The sequence below is a fragment of the Plantibacter flavus genome (genome assembly GCF_051487245.1).
Lineage (GTDB): Bacteria > Actinomycetota > Actinomycetes > Actinomycetales > Microbacteriaceae > Plantibacter > Plantibacter flavus_B.
On the sequence record NZ_JAHVDH010000005.1, the window covers coordinates 259,571 to 275,599 of the forward strand.

The following is a 16,029-nucleotide window of genomic DNA, read 5'->3' on the forward strand; positions in this document are numbered from 1 at the left end:
GGAGGCCACACGCGACCCGATCCCCTAGTACCCGCTGAACGCGTCAGTGCGGACCCGTCCCACGCCGATGCCCCGAAGGGCCGGCTTCAGGGCGTCCACCATGGCGGGCGGGCCGGAGATGAAGACCTCGCGGTCGGTCAGGTCGGGCACGGCTGCTGCCAGCCGAGCGTGGTCGATCCGTCCGGGGCCGAGCGCGCTCCAACCGGCGGGCAGATCCGTCTGCTCGGTCGGTCCTGCGACGAGCACGCGGGTCCCCCACGTCTCGAGTTCCGCCGCGTAGGCGAGCTCGGCGGGCTCCGAGACGACGTACACGAGGACGACGTCGCGCTGCTCACCGCGCAGGTGCAGACGGGACAGCTGGCTCGCGAAGGGGGTGATGCCGATGCCCGCGGCGATGAGGAGCAGCGGCTTCGACCCGTTCTTCGGCAGGACGAAGTCACCCCAGACGCCGGTCGCCGCGATGCCGCCTCCCACCGGGAGCTGACCGAGTGCGCGCTTGAAGCTGCTTGCATGCTCGGGCACCCGCATCGCGACACGGATCGAGCCGTCGTCCTCGGGCGGCGAAGCGATGCTGAACACACGCCGTGTGCCTCGGACGTCGGCGCCACGATGGGGCAGCGTCAGCTCGATGTACTGGCCCGCGGCGAACGGGATCGGCCGCTTCGAGCTGAAGCGGTACTCGACCGCGGTCGGGGTCAGCGCTCTGCTGCCCTCGAGCCGCAACCGCAACCCGCGACGCACGGCCACGACGGCAGCGAGGAGGTTGCCGACGAGCAGTGCCAGCTCGGGCGTGGACGCGACCTGGTCGATCATGAACGGGACGGAGAACAGGACGGCGACGACCGCCGCTTCCAGGAGCTGCTGCCAGCGGCGCGGAGGCAGGGTGAGCGGTTCGGTGAGCATGAACGCGGCGAGGAACAGGATGGGGTAGGAGGCGAGCGGGGAGAGGAGTGCCGCCCCGACGTCTTGACCACCGGTCACCACGAGCCGCACGGTGACGAGCAGCCACGACACCACGACGAACACCAGCGCCATCGTGAGGCGCTTCGTCCGGATGAGCACGAGACCACCGAGGATGACGACGCCCGGCAGGAGGAACGGGTTCGCGACCCACCACACCGACGGCGAGATCCCCGGCACCGCGAGGTAGCTCGCGAGGATGCTCATGACCAGGGCGGCGAGCGCGGCGGGGTTGAAGAGGTGTCGACCGCGGACGGCGAGGACGTACTTGCTCGCGGAGGCGACGAACGCCGCGAGCGCGATCCAGGCGAGTTCGGCCGGTTCCAATCCTGGCCACAGGATGAAGAACAGCAGGAGCGCGGTGATGATCGAGGACTCGCTGTGCGGCCTCACGCGGAAGAGCGCGCCGAACAGCCGGTTCGACAGGTATCCGACGGCCAGCAGCGTCGCGAGGGTCGCCAGCAGCTCGAGCGGCGTGTAGAACACGGCGCCGAACAGCGACAGGATGAAGGCGTAGATCGCGAGGGTGCCGAGCGACAGCGTCACGAGCCGGTACATGGTGACGCGCCCGAGCACGGTGTCGAGGAGGTAGCCGAGACGGCCGGTCATGGGTTCTGCTTTCTGCGGGATGACGCGAAGCGCGCTGACGTTCAGGTGAAGAGTTCGCCCGGGAATCCGGAGGAGCGGTCGGCGAGACCGGACGTGAGCATCCGGACGCTCTCGAACGCGAACGAGCGGGCGAGTGTCGTGTGGTCGGCGAAGAACAGCCCGGTCGCGAGGGCGTCGGCCGTCATCGCGTCCGGCGCGGTGACCCACGTCGCGGCGACCACGCGGGTGGGTTCGCCGGTCCGACCGTCGATCACGTGGTGGAGCCCGTCGCCCCAGGCACGACGGTTGGTGGCCGAAGCGCAGAGCGCCCCTTCCGTGATCGTCGCGACCCCGACGGCTTTGCGCGGGTCGTACGGGTGTTCGAGCGCGATCCTGATCGGCGAGGGCGCGTCCGCGCCGTGCTCGTGACGGAGGTCTCCGGAGGCGTCGATCGTGAACGACTCATGACCGTGCGCTCGCAGGATGTCCGCGACCAGGTCGACGAGGCGCCCTTTGCCGGCCGCCCCGATGTCGATGACGACCGGCCTGCTCGTGGAGAGCACCTCGCCGTCCCACGTCGCGACCTCGTCCCAGGCAGGAGCCGCGAGCGCCGGCCCTCGCGCGGCCAGGGTGTAGGAGGCGTCATAGCCGAGACGCTCCAGGGATGCACCGACGAACGGGGTCACCGCTCCGGCCGTCGCGTCGTACAGCGTCCGGTAGCAGGCGAGGAGCGCTCGGGCGTCCGCCGCGGCGTCCGCTGGGAACGCGAGGCTCACGCCGCTTTCGGCGAACCGCGAGACGAACGAGTCGGGACGGAACCGCGACCAGGTGGCGTCGTACGACTCGATCCGACGCGCGACGGCTTCCCCGGTCGCCGCGTCGAGCGGCAACGCGGTGTCGAGCTCCCAGTGCGTCCCGATCGCCTCGAAGCGCGCCGTGGTCGTCATCGTCGGGGCCGTTCCGGGCTCAGCCGGCGGCTTCGGACTTGATCGTCTCGATGGCGGCGTTGAACCCACCGCTCGTCAGCGAGGATCCGGCAACCTTCGTCACCGAGAGGCTGTCGATGTCCTTGCCGACGACCTCGGCCGCGATGCCCGAGATGAACTCGGCCTGGTAGCGCTTGCTGTTCGCGCTCTCGGCGTTCGAGACGACCTTGACGTCGGTGACGACGTCGTCGGCGAGGGTCACGGTGACCGTGACGGACTCGGTCCCGTTGGGCGACTGGTAGCTGCCGTCGGCAGTGTATGAACCGTCGGTGTAGCTCGACGCCGCTGCGCTCGTGTCCGTGGAATCCGTCGAGGCGGTGGGCTCGGAACTCGAGGTCGCCTCGGTGCTCGGCGTGGTCGTCGCGGCGTTCTCGGCCTCCGCTGCGGCACAGCCGGAGAGCGTGCCGACGAGGGTGAGGCCGGTGAGAGCGGCGAACGTGGTCTTCTTCGCCGCAGCGGACAGCCGCGGTCTGCGGGCGGAACCGGGGGTCGTGGTGTCGATGTGCATCGTGCGTTCTCCTCGGAGTGTGGATGATGCCGCGCGGAGACGGCCGGTGCGGCCGAGTGGCTGCCGCTACGACCAGTGTCCAGGCGCTGTCTATGGGAATGCTATGAGCGTTCTGGGAGTTGCCCATCGGCTCCCGATGCGATCCCTCCGGGCCTCACCCGAGCAGGCGCCCGACGACGCCACGGACGGCTTCGGACACGTCGAGCGCCGCGACCGGGCCGTCGGCAGCCGCTGCGTCGCCGGCCGCAGCATGGATGAACACCCCGCTCGCCGCGATCTCCGGCAGACACGACGGATCGGCGAGCACCCGCTCGGCGTTCGTCGCGATCAGGGCGCCGATCACCCCGGCGAGTGCGTCGCCGCTGCCGGCGGTCGCCAGCCAGGGCGAGCCACCCGAAACCGTGATCGCCACACCGTCCGGTGAGACGACATGGGTCGTCGACCCCTTGAGCACGACGACCACGCCGAGCCGGGAGGCGACGTCGGCCGCATGCCGGACCGGTTCCGCACGGATCGCGTCGAGGTCCGCCGCGCTGCCCAGGCCACTCAGCATCGTTCCGAGCTCGCCCGCATGCGGTGTGGCGACGATCCGCAACGACTCCGCCACACCGAAGCTCCGCTGGTGTGCACCGGCCGTGACCCGGCGCAGCGCCCCGGCGTCCGCCACCACGGGCTCCGCACCACGGAGGGCTCCGTCGAGCAGAGCGCTCTCGTCCCGGGTCAGCTTGCCCGGATCCATCCCGGACCCGATGAGCCACGCCTGCACGCGTCCGGGAACCGTCACGATCTCCGGCCGGCGCTGCAGCACGAGCTGCGCCGGACGCTCGGAGCCGAGATAGCGCACCATCCCGAGGCCCGTCCGCACCGCGGCTTCCACCCCGACGACCGCCGCTCCGGGATAGTGCTCGGAGCCCGTCACGACGCCGAGGACGCCGCGGCTGTACTTGTCGGAGTCAGGTCCCGGTTCGACGATCCACGCTCGGGTGTCGTCGGCGGTCCAGTGCTGTGCGTCGGCCATGCCATCACCATAGGCGCACCCGGCATGGAATCCTGGAGCCTCCGAGTGCGTTGCGCTCAGCGACGACCGAAATGCGGTCGACATCCGTCGAGGAGCCACGTGCCTGCACTGTTCGATCCGATCACCATCCGACAGAGAGAGATCCGGAACCGCCTCTGGATCGCCCCGATGTGCCAGTACGCGGTCAGCGCCGAGGACGGCGTGCCGACCGACTGGCACCTCGTGCACCTCGGCCAGTTCGCCGCCGGCGGCTTCGGCCTCATCGTCACCGAGGCCACCGCGGTCAGTCCAGAAGGCCGCATCTCGCCGCAGGACACCGGCATCTGGACCGACGCGCAGCGCGACGCGTGGAAGCCCGTCACGGCGTTCATCGCCGGGCAGGGCGCGGTTCCCGGGATCCAGCTCGCGCACGCGGGCCGGAAGGCGTCGACCTGGGCGCCGTGGGGCAACGACCAGCACGGCAGCGTCCCCGTCGAGCTCGGTGGGTGGCAGACCCTCGCCCCGAGCGCCGAGGCGTTCCCCGGGTATGCCGTCCCCGAGGCACTCGACGAAGCGGGAATCGACCGCGTCGTCGAGGACTTCCGCGCTGCAGCAGTGCGCTCGATCGAGGCCGGCTTCGAACTCATCGAGCTGCACGCCGCCCACGGCTACCTGCTCCACCAGTTCCTGTCGCCGCTCGTGAACCACCGGGAGGACGCCTACGGCGGCACGCTGGAGAACCGCGCGCGACTCCTGCTGCGGGTGGTCGACGCCGTACGCACCGCCGTCCCCGACGGGTTCCCGCTCATGGTCCGGTTCTCGGCGACGGACTGGGCCGAGGGCGGCTGGGACGAGCACCAGACCTCGACCGTCGCCGCCTGGTGCGCCGAACGCGGCGTGGACTTCTTCGACATCTCGACGGGTGGAGCGGTCGGCGGCGTCCGCATCCCGCTCGCCCCCGGCTACCAGGTGCCCTTCGCCGCCCACATCGCTTCCACCGGCGCCCGGACGAGTGCCGTCGGACTCATCACGGAGGCCCAGCAGGCAGCGGCGGTCGTCGCCGAGGGCAAGGCTGAGGCCGTCATGGTCGCGCGCGAGGCCTTGCGCGACCCGCACTTCGCCCTCCGCGCAGCGGAGGAGCTCGGTGTCGACATCGCCTGGCCCGGCCAGTACGAGCGGGCGAAGCCGCGGCACTGAACGCCGCGCGACTGACGATGACGGCCCGCACGCATTCGCGTGCGGGCCGTCGTCGTCAGGGTCAACGGCGCCTGGTGGCGTCCTGGACCTCGCCGACGAGTTCCTCGATGATGTCCTCGAGGAACAGGACACCGGTCGTGGCGCCCTCCTCATCGAACACCCGTGCCACGTGGGCGCCGGAGCGGCGCATCGTGGTGAGGGCGTCCTCGACGTCTGAATCCTGGAACACCGAGACGAGCTGGCGGATGTGCTTGGACGGCACCGGCCGCTCCTCGTCCCCGCTGCCGTCGAGGTCGTCGTACCGCAGCACGTCCTTGAGGTGCAGGTATCCGATCGGCACGGATTCGCCGTCGACGATCACGTAGCGCGAATAGCCGTACTTCGCGACCGCGCGCTCGACATCGCTCGGCGTCGCATCCTCGGTGAGCGTGATCAGGCTCTCGAGCGGCAGCGCGACGTCGTGCACCTTCTTCTCCGTGAACTCGAACGCCGCCACGAGCGCACCGGTCGAGTCCGTCAGGACGCCCTCTCGCGTCGACTGGTCGACGATCGTCGCGACCTCGTCGAGCGTGAACGCACTCGCCGCCTCGTTCTTCGGCTCCACCTTGAACAGGCGCAGCACACCGTTCGCGATCGCGTTGAGCGAGGCGATGATGGGCTTGAACACCCGCGAGATGAAGACGAGCGGTGGCGCGAGCAGCAGCACGGCACGATCGGGGATCGAGAAGGAGAGGTTCTTCGGGACCATCTCGCCGAACACCACGTGCAGGTACGAGACGAGCAGGAGGGCGATGATGAAGGCCACCGTGCCGATCGTCTCCTCCGACCAACCGGTGAGCGCCAACGGCACCTCGAGCAGATGGTGGATCGCCGGCTCCGAGACGTTCAGGATGAGCAGCGAGCAGACCGTGATGCCGAGCTGGCTGGTCGCCAACATGAGCGTCGCGTGTTCCATCGCCCACAGCGCGGTCTTCGCGCGTCGGCTGCCCTGTTCGGCGAGCGGCTCGATCTGCGAGCGTCGCGCGGAGATGACGGCGAACTCGGCGCCCACGAAGAAGGCGTTCGCGAGCAGCAGCACCACGAGCCAGGCGATTCCTGCCCAGTCACTCATGCGTCACCACCTTCCTCCGTCGTGAGGGGTCTCGGGGTGAAACGGATCCGATCGATGCGACGGCCGTCGAGGCGTTCGACCCGCAACGTGCCGTCCTCGAGTTCGAGCTCGTCGCCCGACACCGCGAGCCTGCCGAGTTCGCTCATCACGTACCCGGCGACGGTCTCGTACGGACCGTCCTCCGGCACCCGGACCCCGGCGCGCTCGAGGAGCTCGTCTGGGCGGAGACTGCCGGGGAAGGTCGTGGAGTTGCGACCCCGCACCACACCGGCGCGAGAGCGGTCGTGTTCGTCGGCGACCTCGCCGACGAGTTCCTCGACGAGGTCCTCGAGAGTGGTCACGCCGGCCGTTCCACCGTACTCGTCGACGACCACGGCCATCTGGTACCCGCGGCCGCGCAACTGCGACAGCAGCACGTCGAGCTTCATCGTCTCCGGCACACGGAGCGCCGGGGACTGCAGCGCGGAGACGGGTACGACGCCGCGGCGGTCGCGCGGGACGGCGATCGCCTGCTTGACGTGCACGACGCCCGTGATGTCGTCGACGTCGGCATCGGTCACCGGGAACCGAGAGTGCCCGGTCGTCCTCGCGAGGGCGAGGACCGCCTGCGCCGGTTCGTTCCGCTGGACCGAGGCGATCCTCGGCCGAGGCGTCATGACGTCGGAGGCGTCGTGGTTCGAGAAACGGAGCGTGCGGTTGAGCAGTGTCGCCGTGTCCGCCTCGAGGGTGCCCTCGAGCGCGGAGCGTCGGACGAGGGAGGAGAGTTCCTCGGCGGTGCGGGCTCCGGACAGCTCCTCCTTCGGCTCGATGCCGACGCCTCGCAGGATCCCGTTGGCGCTGCCGTTCAGCACGACGATGGCGGGCTTGAACACCCAGGTGAACGCGGTCTGGAAGGGCACGACGAACTTCGCCGTCTGGCGAGGCAGGGCGAGCGCGAAGTTCTTCGGCACGAGTTCGCCGATGATCATGCTGAGCAGCGTCGCGACCGTGATCGCCACGATCGACGCCACGACGGTCACGACGGCGTCCGGGACCCCGACCGCTCCGAGCGGGCCGGCGAGCATCGACGAGAGCGCCGGCTCCATCGTGTAACCGGTGAGGAGGGTCGTGAGGGTGATGCCGAGCTGCGCACTCGAGAGGTGTGTCGAGGTGATCTTGAGCGCCGCGATCGTCATCGTGAGGCGACTCTCACCCCGTTCGCGGCGGGATTCGAGCTCCGCGCGGTCGAGGTTGACGAGAGCGAACTCCGAGGCGACGAAGAAGCCGGTGCCGATGGTGAGGACGAGACCGATGCCGAGCATGATCCACTCAGACATTCCGATCCCTTCCCGTGATGCCGAATTGCTTCGGTCGGTGGGATCCGGTGTCCACGATGCAGTGGCTCAGCACGAGATGCCTCAGCATCGGGCTGGGATGGTGGCCGGGCGATCTATCTGAAGGGGGGTCGTCCATTGTGCGGACGAGTCTACCGGACATCCTCCCCTGTGGACCCCGGAATCCTGGGGTTCTTCTCAGCTTTCACCGCGGCGGCCCGGCGGACGATCGCGCGTTCGCGACGATGCCGGACGATCGCGAAGCGCACACCGATCACGGTGGCTGCGAGCGCCGGGACGCCGCCGGAGACGATCATCCCGACGTGCGGGCCCGCGGTCTCCACCAACCAGCCCATCATCGGGCCGCCGATCGCCTGCCCGCCGAGCAGGACGAGGATGTACAGCGACATCACCCGGCCGCGGATCGCCACGTTCGAGGAGAGTTGGACGAGCGAGTTCGCGGCAGTGATGAAGAGGAGGTTGGCGACGCCACCCGCGACGAGCAGGAGCGCGAACGGGATGAGCACCGGCATGGCCCCGGCGAGCGCCTGGAGCACGCCGACCACCGCCGCCGTCGCGATGACGATGCGCAGGTCGACCCCGCCGCGACGGGTCGAGGCGAGGGCACCGGTCAGTGCTCCCACCGCGACGAGGGCGTTCAGGAAGCCGTATCCGCTCGCACCGATGTCGAAGACGTCGGACGCGTACGCGGCGAGGAGGACGGGCAGGTTGAAGGCGAACACCGACATGAACGCCATCATGACGACCGTCCATCGGATCGCCGGCTTCCGCATGGCGTAGCCGAGGCCCTCCTTCAGCTGCCCCTTCGCCTTGGCGACCACGGGTGTCGGCACGAGTTCCGAGACGCGCATGAGGGCGAGGGTCAGTACGACGCCGCAGCAGGCGACGGCGTTGATCGCGAACGACCATCCGGAACCGACGGCGGTGATGAGGATGCCACCGACCGCCGGTCCGACGAGTTGACCGAGCTGGAACACCGCCGAGTTCAGGCTGATGGCGTTCCGCAACCGTGCCGGTCCGACGAGTTCGTTGACGAACACCTGGCGTGCCGGGTTGTCGACCACCGTGACGAGTCCCAGCATGAAGGCGATGACGTAGATGTGCCAGACCTCGACCGCACCGGTCAACGTCAGGATCGAGAGCACGACGGCGAGGACGGCGGCGAGCGACTGCGTGATCATGAGCAGGACGCGCTTGGAGTACCGGTCTGCGATCACGCCGCCGAGGAGGCCGAACAGGAGCATCGGGGCGAACTGCATGGCGACGGTGATGCCGACGGCGGCGACGCTGCCGGACAGCTCGAGCACGAGCCAGTCCTGCGCGATGCGCTGCATGCCGATCGCGGTCGTCGCGACGATGTGGCCGACGGTGAACAGTCGGAAGTTCGGGACGCGGAGCGAGGAGAACGTGTCCCGCCAGGCGGGTCGCTCACCCACGATGGGCATCGGAGCGGTGGGCGGCGGCGGAGCGACGACGGTGTCGGAAGGAGGGGTCACGGAGAGGCCAGCGTTTCGTATGTCGAGTGCGTGTCGTATGCGGAGGGAGCCGGCCGTTGCCGACGGCTCCCGTCCACGCTATTGCCGCCGCGATCATTTCCCAGCAGGATGATCCCTATCAGTCCTATTCGATTCATGAATGACCGAGGGGAAACGATGTTCGATCCGGCGCTCCTGCGCACCTTCCTGGCGGTGGCGGAGACGAAGAGCTTCACCCGGGCGGGCGCGCAGCTCGGGCTCAGCCAGCCCACCGTCAGCCAGCACATCCGCCGGCTCGAGGAGGTGGCCGGGCGATGGCTCGTCGTCCGCGACACCAGGGCCGTGCGGCTCACCGACAACGGCGATGCGATGGCGGGCTTCGCGCGCACGATCCTCGCCGCGCATGCTGCGGCGGAGAGCTACTTCACCGGCTCGGCCATGCGAGGCAAGCTGCGCTTCGGGGCGGCGGACGACCTTGCCATGACCCAGCTCCCCCGGATCCTCCGACACTTCCGACAGGGTCACCCGCAGGTGAACCTCGAGCTCACCGTCAACCAGAGCGGTCCGCTGTACCGACGTCTGAAGGCGGGCGCGTTGGACCTCATCTTCATCAAGATGCACCCCGGCCAGAGCGAGGGCAAGCTGGTGCGCACCGACTCGATGGTCTGGGTCGGGCTCGAGAAGACGACGATCGAACCGGGGCAGCCGGTGCCACTCATCGCGTACCAGGATCCGAGCCTGTCCCGTCAGCTGTCGATCGACGCGCTCGAGGCGGCCGGCCGGACCTGGCGGATCACCTGCAGCACCCGCGAGGTGAACGGTGTGCTCGCGGCCGTGCGCGCGGGTCTCGGCGTGGCGGTGTTCCCGCGCAGTCTCATCCCGAGCGACCTCGTGATGCTGAGCAACCGGTTGGAACTCCCCGACCTCGGCGGCGTCGACTTCACCCTCCTGGCGAACCCGCTCGCGCCCTCAGAGCCCGTCGAGGCGCTCTCGTCGGCGATCATGGACCGCTCGCTCGCCTGATCTCCGTGTTCGGAATTCAGGGAATCTGCGTGGGCGAGGTGCCGATCCGCCCGAATCCAAGCGGAAATCGGACAGCGCGACTCGCGGCGCGCGACATTCCCTGAATTCTGAACAGTCCCCGGGGGTCAGACGGGGAGGTCTGCTTTCTCGTCGGTGAACGGCGCGGCGACGAGGTAGGTCTCGCGCACCTCGGCGGACTCGTGCGGGCCGCTGCCGTCCGGCGCGGTGAACGGTTCGTCGAACTCGACGATCCAGGTGGTCAACTGCTCGGTCCACACGGAGATGAACGCCGCGGCACGCTGCCGCCCGGGCGCGACGATCACGCCGGAGACCCGCTCACCCGTCGACGGGTCGGACGCGGGGTCCACGAGCACGAGCACCTGCATCCCGACGCCGAGCCCGAGTGACGAGCCGTCCTTGTTCACTGCCATGGCACCATCATCCCACCGCGACGCGGGACGACTCACCAGGAGACGGGGAGCGCCTTGCCCTCTTCGTAACCGGCGGCGGACTGCACCCCGACGATCGCGCGCTCGTGGAAGCCTGGCACGGTGTCGGCTCCCGCGTAGGTGAAGGAGGACCTGACGCCCGAGGTGATCATGTCGAGCAGGTCCTCGACCGAGGGACGCAGCGGATCGATCGTGATCCGTGAGGAGGAGATCCCCTCCGCGAAGAGGGTCTTGCGGGCGAGCTCGAACGGGTCGAGCCTGCCGAAGCGTTCGTGCACCGCCTTCGTCGAGGCCATCCCCCAGCTCTCCTTGTAGATCGAGCCGTCGGCAGCACGCTGGAGTTCGCCCGGCGCCTCGATGGTCCCGGCGAACCAGGACCCGATCATGACCGACGACGCCCCGGCGGCGAGGGCGAGCGCGACGTCACGCGGGTACCGCACACCGCCGTCCGCCCAGACGCGGGCACCGAGTGCCCGCGCCGCCTCCGCCGTCTCCAGCACGGCGGAGAACTGCGGTCGCCCGACGGCCGTCATCATGCGGGTCGTGCACATGGCGCCGGGGCCGACACCGACCTTCAGGATGTCCGCTCCGGCGTCGACGAGGTCCTGCACGGCGACGGCCGAGACGACGTTTCCCGCCACGATCGGGAGGCCGAGGCCGGCGGCGCGGACAGCGGCGATGGCTCGGAGCATGCCCTCCTGATGGCCGTGTGCGGTGTCGATCACGAGCACGTCGACGCCCGCGGCGGCGAGCGCCTTGGCCTTCACGGCGACGTCCCCGTTGATGCCGACGGCGGCCGCGACGCGGAGTCTGCCGGAAGCGTCGAGCGCCGGCGAGTAGATGGTGGAGCGGAGCGCGCTCGTGCGGCTGAGGGTGCCGACGACCGCACCGTGGTGCAGGACGGGGGCGAACTCGAGCTCGGCGGCGACCATCAGGTCGAACGCGGCGCGGCCGCCCGTGACGTCGTCGGCATCGATCGAGGCGAGCGGACCGCGCACCAGGTCGCCCAGACGGGCGTCGGGCAGCGCCGTGGCGAGTCGCGCGGCTGGAATGCAGCCCGCGAAGCCGTCGTGCTCGTCGTGGAGGACGATCCCGTGACCGGCGACCGCCGGGATGAGTCGCAACGCCTCCCCCGCCGTCTGGTCGGCGCGCATGATGAGCGGGGTGTCGAAGGCGACGGGCTGCTCCTTGACCCAGCGGATCGCCGCATCGAGATCCTGCAGCGGCATGTCCTGCGGCAACACGCCGAGGCCACCGCGACGGGCGAGGGCTGCGGCGAGCCGCGGGCCGGTGACCGAGTTCATGTTCGCGGAGACGATGGGGATCGTGGCACCCGTCCCGTCGTCGGGCGCGAGGTCGACGTCCAGCCGGCTGGTGATGCCCGATCGGCTCGGGACGAGGAAGACGTCGGAGTAGGTCAGGTCGTGACTGGGAATCTCACCGATGAACCGCATGAGAACACCGTATCCCGCCTGGTCGGGCAGGCGCAGCGACGCCCGGATGGGGTTAGGCTTGATCTCTGGATCGAGTGGGCATGTTCCCTGCCTGCACACAGCAAGAATTCAACGGAGAGAGTGGGCGATCGACGGTGTCGAGCCAGATGACCGGAGTGGGCGCAGAAGACGGCGCAACGAACGAATTCGGAGCCAATGAATGGCTCGTCGACGAGATGTACGAGCAGTACCTCGTCGACAAGGATTCCGTGGACCGCTCCTGGTGGCCGATCCTCGAGCACTACCGACCGATGAACGGCGCCGCCGAGGGAACCACGGGCGGCGGAGCGAGCGGCACGGCGGCAGCTCCGACGGAGGCCGGCACCCTGGTGAACCCGCCGACGGCCCCCATCCAGATCATCGGCGCGCAGCCGGTGGCCCGCACCACCTCGGTGCAGGCGAAGCCCGCCCCGATCCCGGCGGACGCCCCCGTCACGAGCCCGAACCAGGTCCAGCAGCCGAGCACCGCGGCAGACGCACCGGCGCCCGAAGACGTCGACAAGGTCACCGTGTTGAAGGGCATGGCGAAGTCGCTCGCCACCAACATGGACGCGAGCCTCACCGTCCCGACCGCGACGAGCGTGCGGACCATCCCGGCGAAGCTGATGATCGACAACCGCATCGTCATCAACAACCACCTCAAGCGGGCCCGGGGCGGGAAGGTCAGCTTCACGCACCTCATCGGTTGGGCCCTGATCCAGGCGCTGAAGGACTTCCCGAGCCAGAACGTCTACTACGAGGAAGCCGACGGCAAGCCGACGGTCGTCGCCCCGGCACACATCAACCTCGGTATCGCGATCGACCTGCCGAAGCCCGACGGCTCCCGCGCCCTCATGGTGCCGGGCATCAAGCGTGCGGACACGCTCACCTTCAACGAGTACCTCTCGGCCTACGAGGACCTCGTCACGCGCGCCCGGAAGAACAAGCTCACCGGTGCCGACTTCCAGGGCGTCACCGTCTCGCTGACGAACCCCGGCGGCATCGGCACCGTGCACTCGGTGCCGCGCCTCATGAAGGGCCAGGGCTGCATCATCGGCGCCGGCGCCCTCGAGTACCCGGCCGAGTTCCAGGGCGCCTCCGAGCGCACGCTCAACGAGCTCGCCATCGGCAAGACGATCACGCTCACGAGCACCTACGACCACCGCGTCATCCAGGGCGCGGGTTCGGGCGAGTTCCTCAAGGTCGTGCACGAGCTGCTCATCGGCAGCCGCAGCTTCTACCAGGACATCTTCGCCGCCCTGCGGATCCCGTACGACCCGATCCACTGGGCTCCCGACATCAGCGTCGACCTCGCGGACGCCGTCGACAAGACGGCCCGTGTCCAGGAACTCATCAACGCGTTCCGCGTCCGCGGCCACCTGATGGCAGACATCGACCCGCTCGAGTACGTGCAGCGGTCGCACCCCGACCTCGACATCGCGAGCCACGGCCTCACCTTCTGGGACCTCGACCGCGAGTTCGTGACCGGTGCGTTCGGCACGGCACGCACTGCCAAGCTCCGCGACATCCTCGGCGTGCTCCGTGACTCGTACTGCCGCACCACGGGCATCGAGTACATGCACATCCAGGACCCCGCGCAGCGCAAGTGGATCCAGAGCAAGGTCGAGCGCAAGTACGAGAAGCCCTCGCACGACGAGCAGATGCGCATCCTCGGAAAGCTCAACGAAGCGGAGGCGTTCGAGACCTTCCTGCAGACGAAGTACGTCGGTCAGAAGCGGTTCAGCCTCGAGGGCGGTGAGTCGACGATCGCCCTCCTCGACACCATCCTGCAGGGTGCCTCGGAGGCGCAGCTCGACGAGGTCGCGATCGGCATGGCCCACCGTGGCCGTCTGAACGTGCTGACCAACATCGCCGGCAAGACCTACGGCCAGATCTTCCGCGAGTTCGAGGGCACCCAGGACCCGGCCAGCCACGGCTCCGGCGACGTCAAGTACCACCTCGGCACCGAGGGCACCTTCAAGGCGGAGAACGGCCAGGAGATCCCGGTCTACCTCGCGGCGAACCCCTCCCACCTCGAGGCCGTCAACGGCGTGCTCGAAGGCATCGTCCGCGCCAAGCAGGACCGCGGTCCGATCGGCGCGTTCGGCACCCTCCCCATCCTCATCCACGGCGACGCCGCGATGGCGGGCCAGGGCGTCGTGCTCGAGACCATGCAGCTCTCCCAGCTGCGCGGCTACCGCACCGGCGGAACCGTGCACGTCGTCATCAACAACCAGGTCGGCTTCACCACCCCTCCGGGCGAGGGCCGCTCCTCCATCTACAACACCGACGTCGCCAAGACGATCCAGGCGCCGATCTTCCACGTGAACGGTGACGACCCGGAGGCCGTCGTGCGCGTCGCGGAGCTCGCCTTCGCGTATCGCCAGGAGTTCAAGCGCGACGTCGTCATCGATCTCGTCTGCTACCGCCGTCGCGGTCACAACGAGGGTGACGACCCGTCGATGACGCAGCCGCTCATGTACAGCCTCATCGAGGCGAAGCGCTCGGTCCGCAAGCTCTACACCGAGGCACTGGTCGGCCGCGGCGACATCACCGAGGAGGAGTACGAGGCCGCCCACCGCGACTTCCAGGACCGCCTCGAGCGCGCCTTCCTGGAGACGCACGCCGAGCAGACGTCCCCGACGCCCATCGTCACCGAGACGGTCGACGAGGACGGCTACTCCGGCGAACTCGAGACCACCGGGGTCTCCGACGCCGTCGTCCAGCTCATCGGCGACGCCTTCAACAACAAGCCGGCCGGGTTCACCGTGCACCCGAAGGTCCAGCAGCTCCTCGAGAAGCGTCTGGACATGAGCCGCAACGGCAACATCGACTGGGGCTTCGGCGAACTGCTGGCGCTCGGCTCGCTCCTCATCGAGGGCACCCCCGTGCGCATGTCCGGCCAGGACTCGCGCCGAGGCACCTTCGTGCAGCGACACGCGGTGCTCCACGACCGCGTGAACGGCCAGGAGTGGCTGCCCCTCGCGAACCTCAGCGACAACCAGGCGCGCTTCTGGATCTACGACTCGCTCCTCAGCGAGTACGCGGTCATGGGCTTCGAGTACGGCTACTCGGTCGAACGCGCCGACGCCCTCGTGCTCTGGGAGGCGCAGTTCGGCGACTTCACCAACGGCGCCCAGACGATCATCGACGAGTTCATCTCCTCCGCCGAGCAGAAGTGGTCGCAGCGCTCGAGCGTCACGCTGCTCCTCCCGCACGGGTACGAGGGACAGGGCCCCGACCACTCCTCGGCTCGCATCGAACGCTTCCTGCAACTGTGCGCCGAGGACAACATGACGGTCGCCCGTCCGTCGACGCCTGCCTCGTACTTCCACCTGCTGCGTCGCCAGGCGTACGCGCGTCCGCGTCGTCCGCTCGTGGTCTTCACGCCGAAGGCGATGCTCCGACTGCGCGGCGCGACGAGCCCGGTCGCCGACTTCACCTCCGGTCGGTTCGAGCCCGTCATCGACGACGCCCGGATCACCGACAAGAACGCCGTGAAGCGCGTGCTCCTGCACTCGGGGAAGATCCACTACGACCTCCTGAGCGAGCTCGGCAAGCAGCCGAACGAGGAGATCGCCCTCGTGCGGGTCGAGCAGTTCTACCCGGTTCCGACGGTCGATCTGAACGCCGTCGTCGACCAGTACCCGAACGCCGAACTGGTGTGGGTGCAGGACGAGCCGGAGAACCAGGGTGCCTGGCCGTTCATCTGCCTCGAGGCGGCGAAGCACCTGCACGGTCGCACGATCCGCAACGTGTCGCGCACCGCCTCCGCGTCGCCGGCCACCGGTTCGGCGAAGCGGCATGCCGCTGAGCAGGCGGAGCTCCTGCGGACGGCTCTCACGCTGTAGTCGTCCCCCGTGTCACGTCGGCCGCCCGGTGCCCCGGGCGGCCGTCGTCGTTCCGGGGCACAGCCTGTCAGCGACGCG

General features: G+C 69.1%; 12 protein-coding genes. 3 read left to right on the top strand and 9 right to left on the bottom strand.

From position 1 onward, the window contains the following. Positions 1-24: 24 nt before the first annotated feature. From KXS11_RS14210 to KXS11_RS14225, 4 genes are all read right to left on the bottom strand, one after another. Positions 25-1,569: an FAD-dependent oxidoreductase gene (locus KXS11_RS14210; RefSeq protein ID WP_437386258.1), complete on the bottom strand. Its 1,545-nt coding sequence runs from the start codon at positions 1,567-1,569 to the stop codon at positions 25-27. Between the two features lie 41 nt (positions 1,570-1,610). After that, positions 1,611-2,495, bottom strand: coding sequence for an FAD:protein FMN transferase (locus tag KXS11_RS14215; protein WP_437386259.1), 885 nt, complete (start codon positions 2,493-2,495; stop codon positions 1,611-1,613). Positions 2,496-2,514: 19 nt separating this feature from the next. Next, the gene (locus KXS11_RS14220; protein WP_437386260.1) at positions 2,515-3,042 is read right to left on the bottom strand and encodes a hypothetical protein; all 528 of its coding nucleotides are present in this window, start codon (positions 3,040-3,042) and stop codon (positions 2,515-2,517) included. Between the two features lie 154 nt (positions 3,043-3,196). Further along, the gene (locus KXS11_RS14225) at positions 3,197-4,060 is read right to left on the bottom strand and encodes an ADP-dependent NAD(P)H-hydrate dehydratase (protein WP_437386261.1); all 864 of its coding nucleotides are present in this window, start codon (positions 4,058-4,060) and stop codon (positions 3,197-3,199) included. A 99-nt stretch (positions 4,061-4,159) separates the two neighbouring features. Here KXS11_RS14225 and KXS11_RS14230 point away from each other — a divergent pair, with 99 nt between their 5' ends. Beyond that, on the top strand, positions 4,160-5,236 hold the full coding sequence (locus tag KXS11_RS14230; protein WP_437386262.1) for an NADH:flavin oxidoreductase/NADH oxidase: 1,077 nt from the start codon (positions 4,160-4,162) through the stop codon (positions 5,234-5,236). A 61-nt stretch (positions 5,237-5,297) separates the two neighbouring features. Here KXS11_RS14230 and KXS11_RS14235 read toward each other — a convergent pair whose 3' ends face one another. The 3 genes from KXS11_RS14235 to KXS11_RS14245 form a co-directional block, all read right to left on the bottom strand. Next, a complete protein-coding gene (locus KXS11_RS14235; protein WP_437386263.1) occupies positions 5,298-6,347 on the bottom strand; it encodes a hemolysin family protein in 1,050 nt (349 codons plus the stop codon). After that, positions 6,344-7,663: a hemolysin family protein gene (locus KXS11_RS14240; RefSeq protein WP_437386264.1), complete on the bottom strand. Its 1,320-nt coding sequence runs from the start codon at positions 7,661-7,663 to the stop codon at positions 6,344-6,346. The genes KXS11_RS14235 and KXS11_RS14240 overlap by 4 nt, the downstream gene beginning before the upstream one ends. Before the next feature lie 149 nt (positions 7,664-7,812). Continuing rightward, positions 7,813-9,126, bottom strand: coding sequence for an MFS transporter (locus KXS11_RS14245; RefSeq protein ID WP_437386511.1), 1,314 nt, complete (start codon positions 9,124-9,126; stop codon positions 7,813-7,815). A gap of 207 nt (positions 9,127-9,333) precedes the next feature. Between KXS11_RS14245 and KXS11_RS14250 the strand changes: the two genes are divergently transcribed. Continuing rightward, positions 9,334-10,179, top strand: coding sequence for a LysR substrate-binding domain-containing protein (locus KXS11_RS14250; protein ID WP_437386265.1), 846 nt, complete (start codon positions 9,334-9,336; stop codon positions 10,177-10,179). 125 nt (positions 10,180-10,304) lie between these two features. Here the strand turns inward: KXS11_RS14250 and KXS11_RS14255 are convergent, their stop codons facing one another. Further along, positions 10,305-10,610, bottom strand: coding sequence for a hypothetical protein (locus KXS11_RS14255; RefSeq protein ID WP_437386266.1), 306 nt, complete (start codon positions 10,608-10,610; stop codon positions 10,305-10,307). A gap of 32 nt (positions 10,611-10,642) precedes the next feature. Then, entirely contained in the window at positions 10,643-12,082 is a 1,440-nt protein-coding gene (locus KXS11_RS14260; protein WP_437386267.1) for a GuaB1 family IMP dehydrogenase-related protein, read from the bottom strand. A gap of 134 nt (positions 12,083-12,216) precedes the next feature. Between KXS11_RS14260 and KXS11_RS14265 the strand changes: the two genes are divergently transcribed. Further along, entirely contained in the window at positions 12,217-15,951 is a 3,735-nt protein-coding gene (locus KXS11_RS14265; RefSeq protein WP_437386268.1) for a multifunctional oxoglutarate decarboxylase/oxoglutarate dehydrogenase thiamine pyrophosphate-binding subunit/dihydrolipoyllysine-residue succinyltransferase subunit, read from the top strand. Positions 15,952-16,029 lie beyond the last annotated feature (78 nt).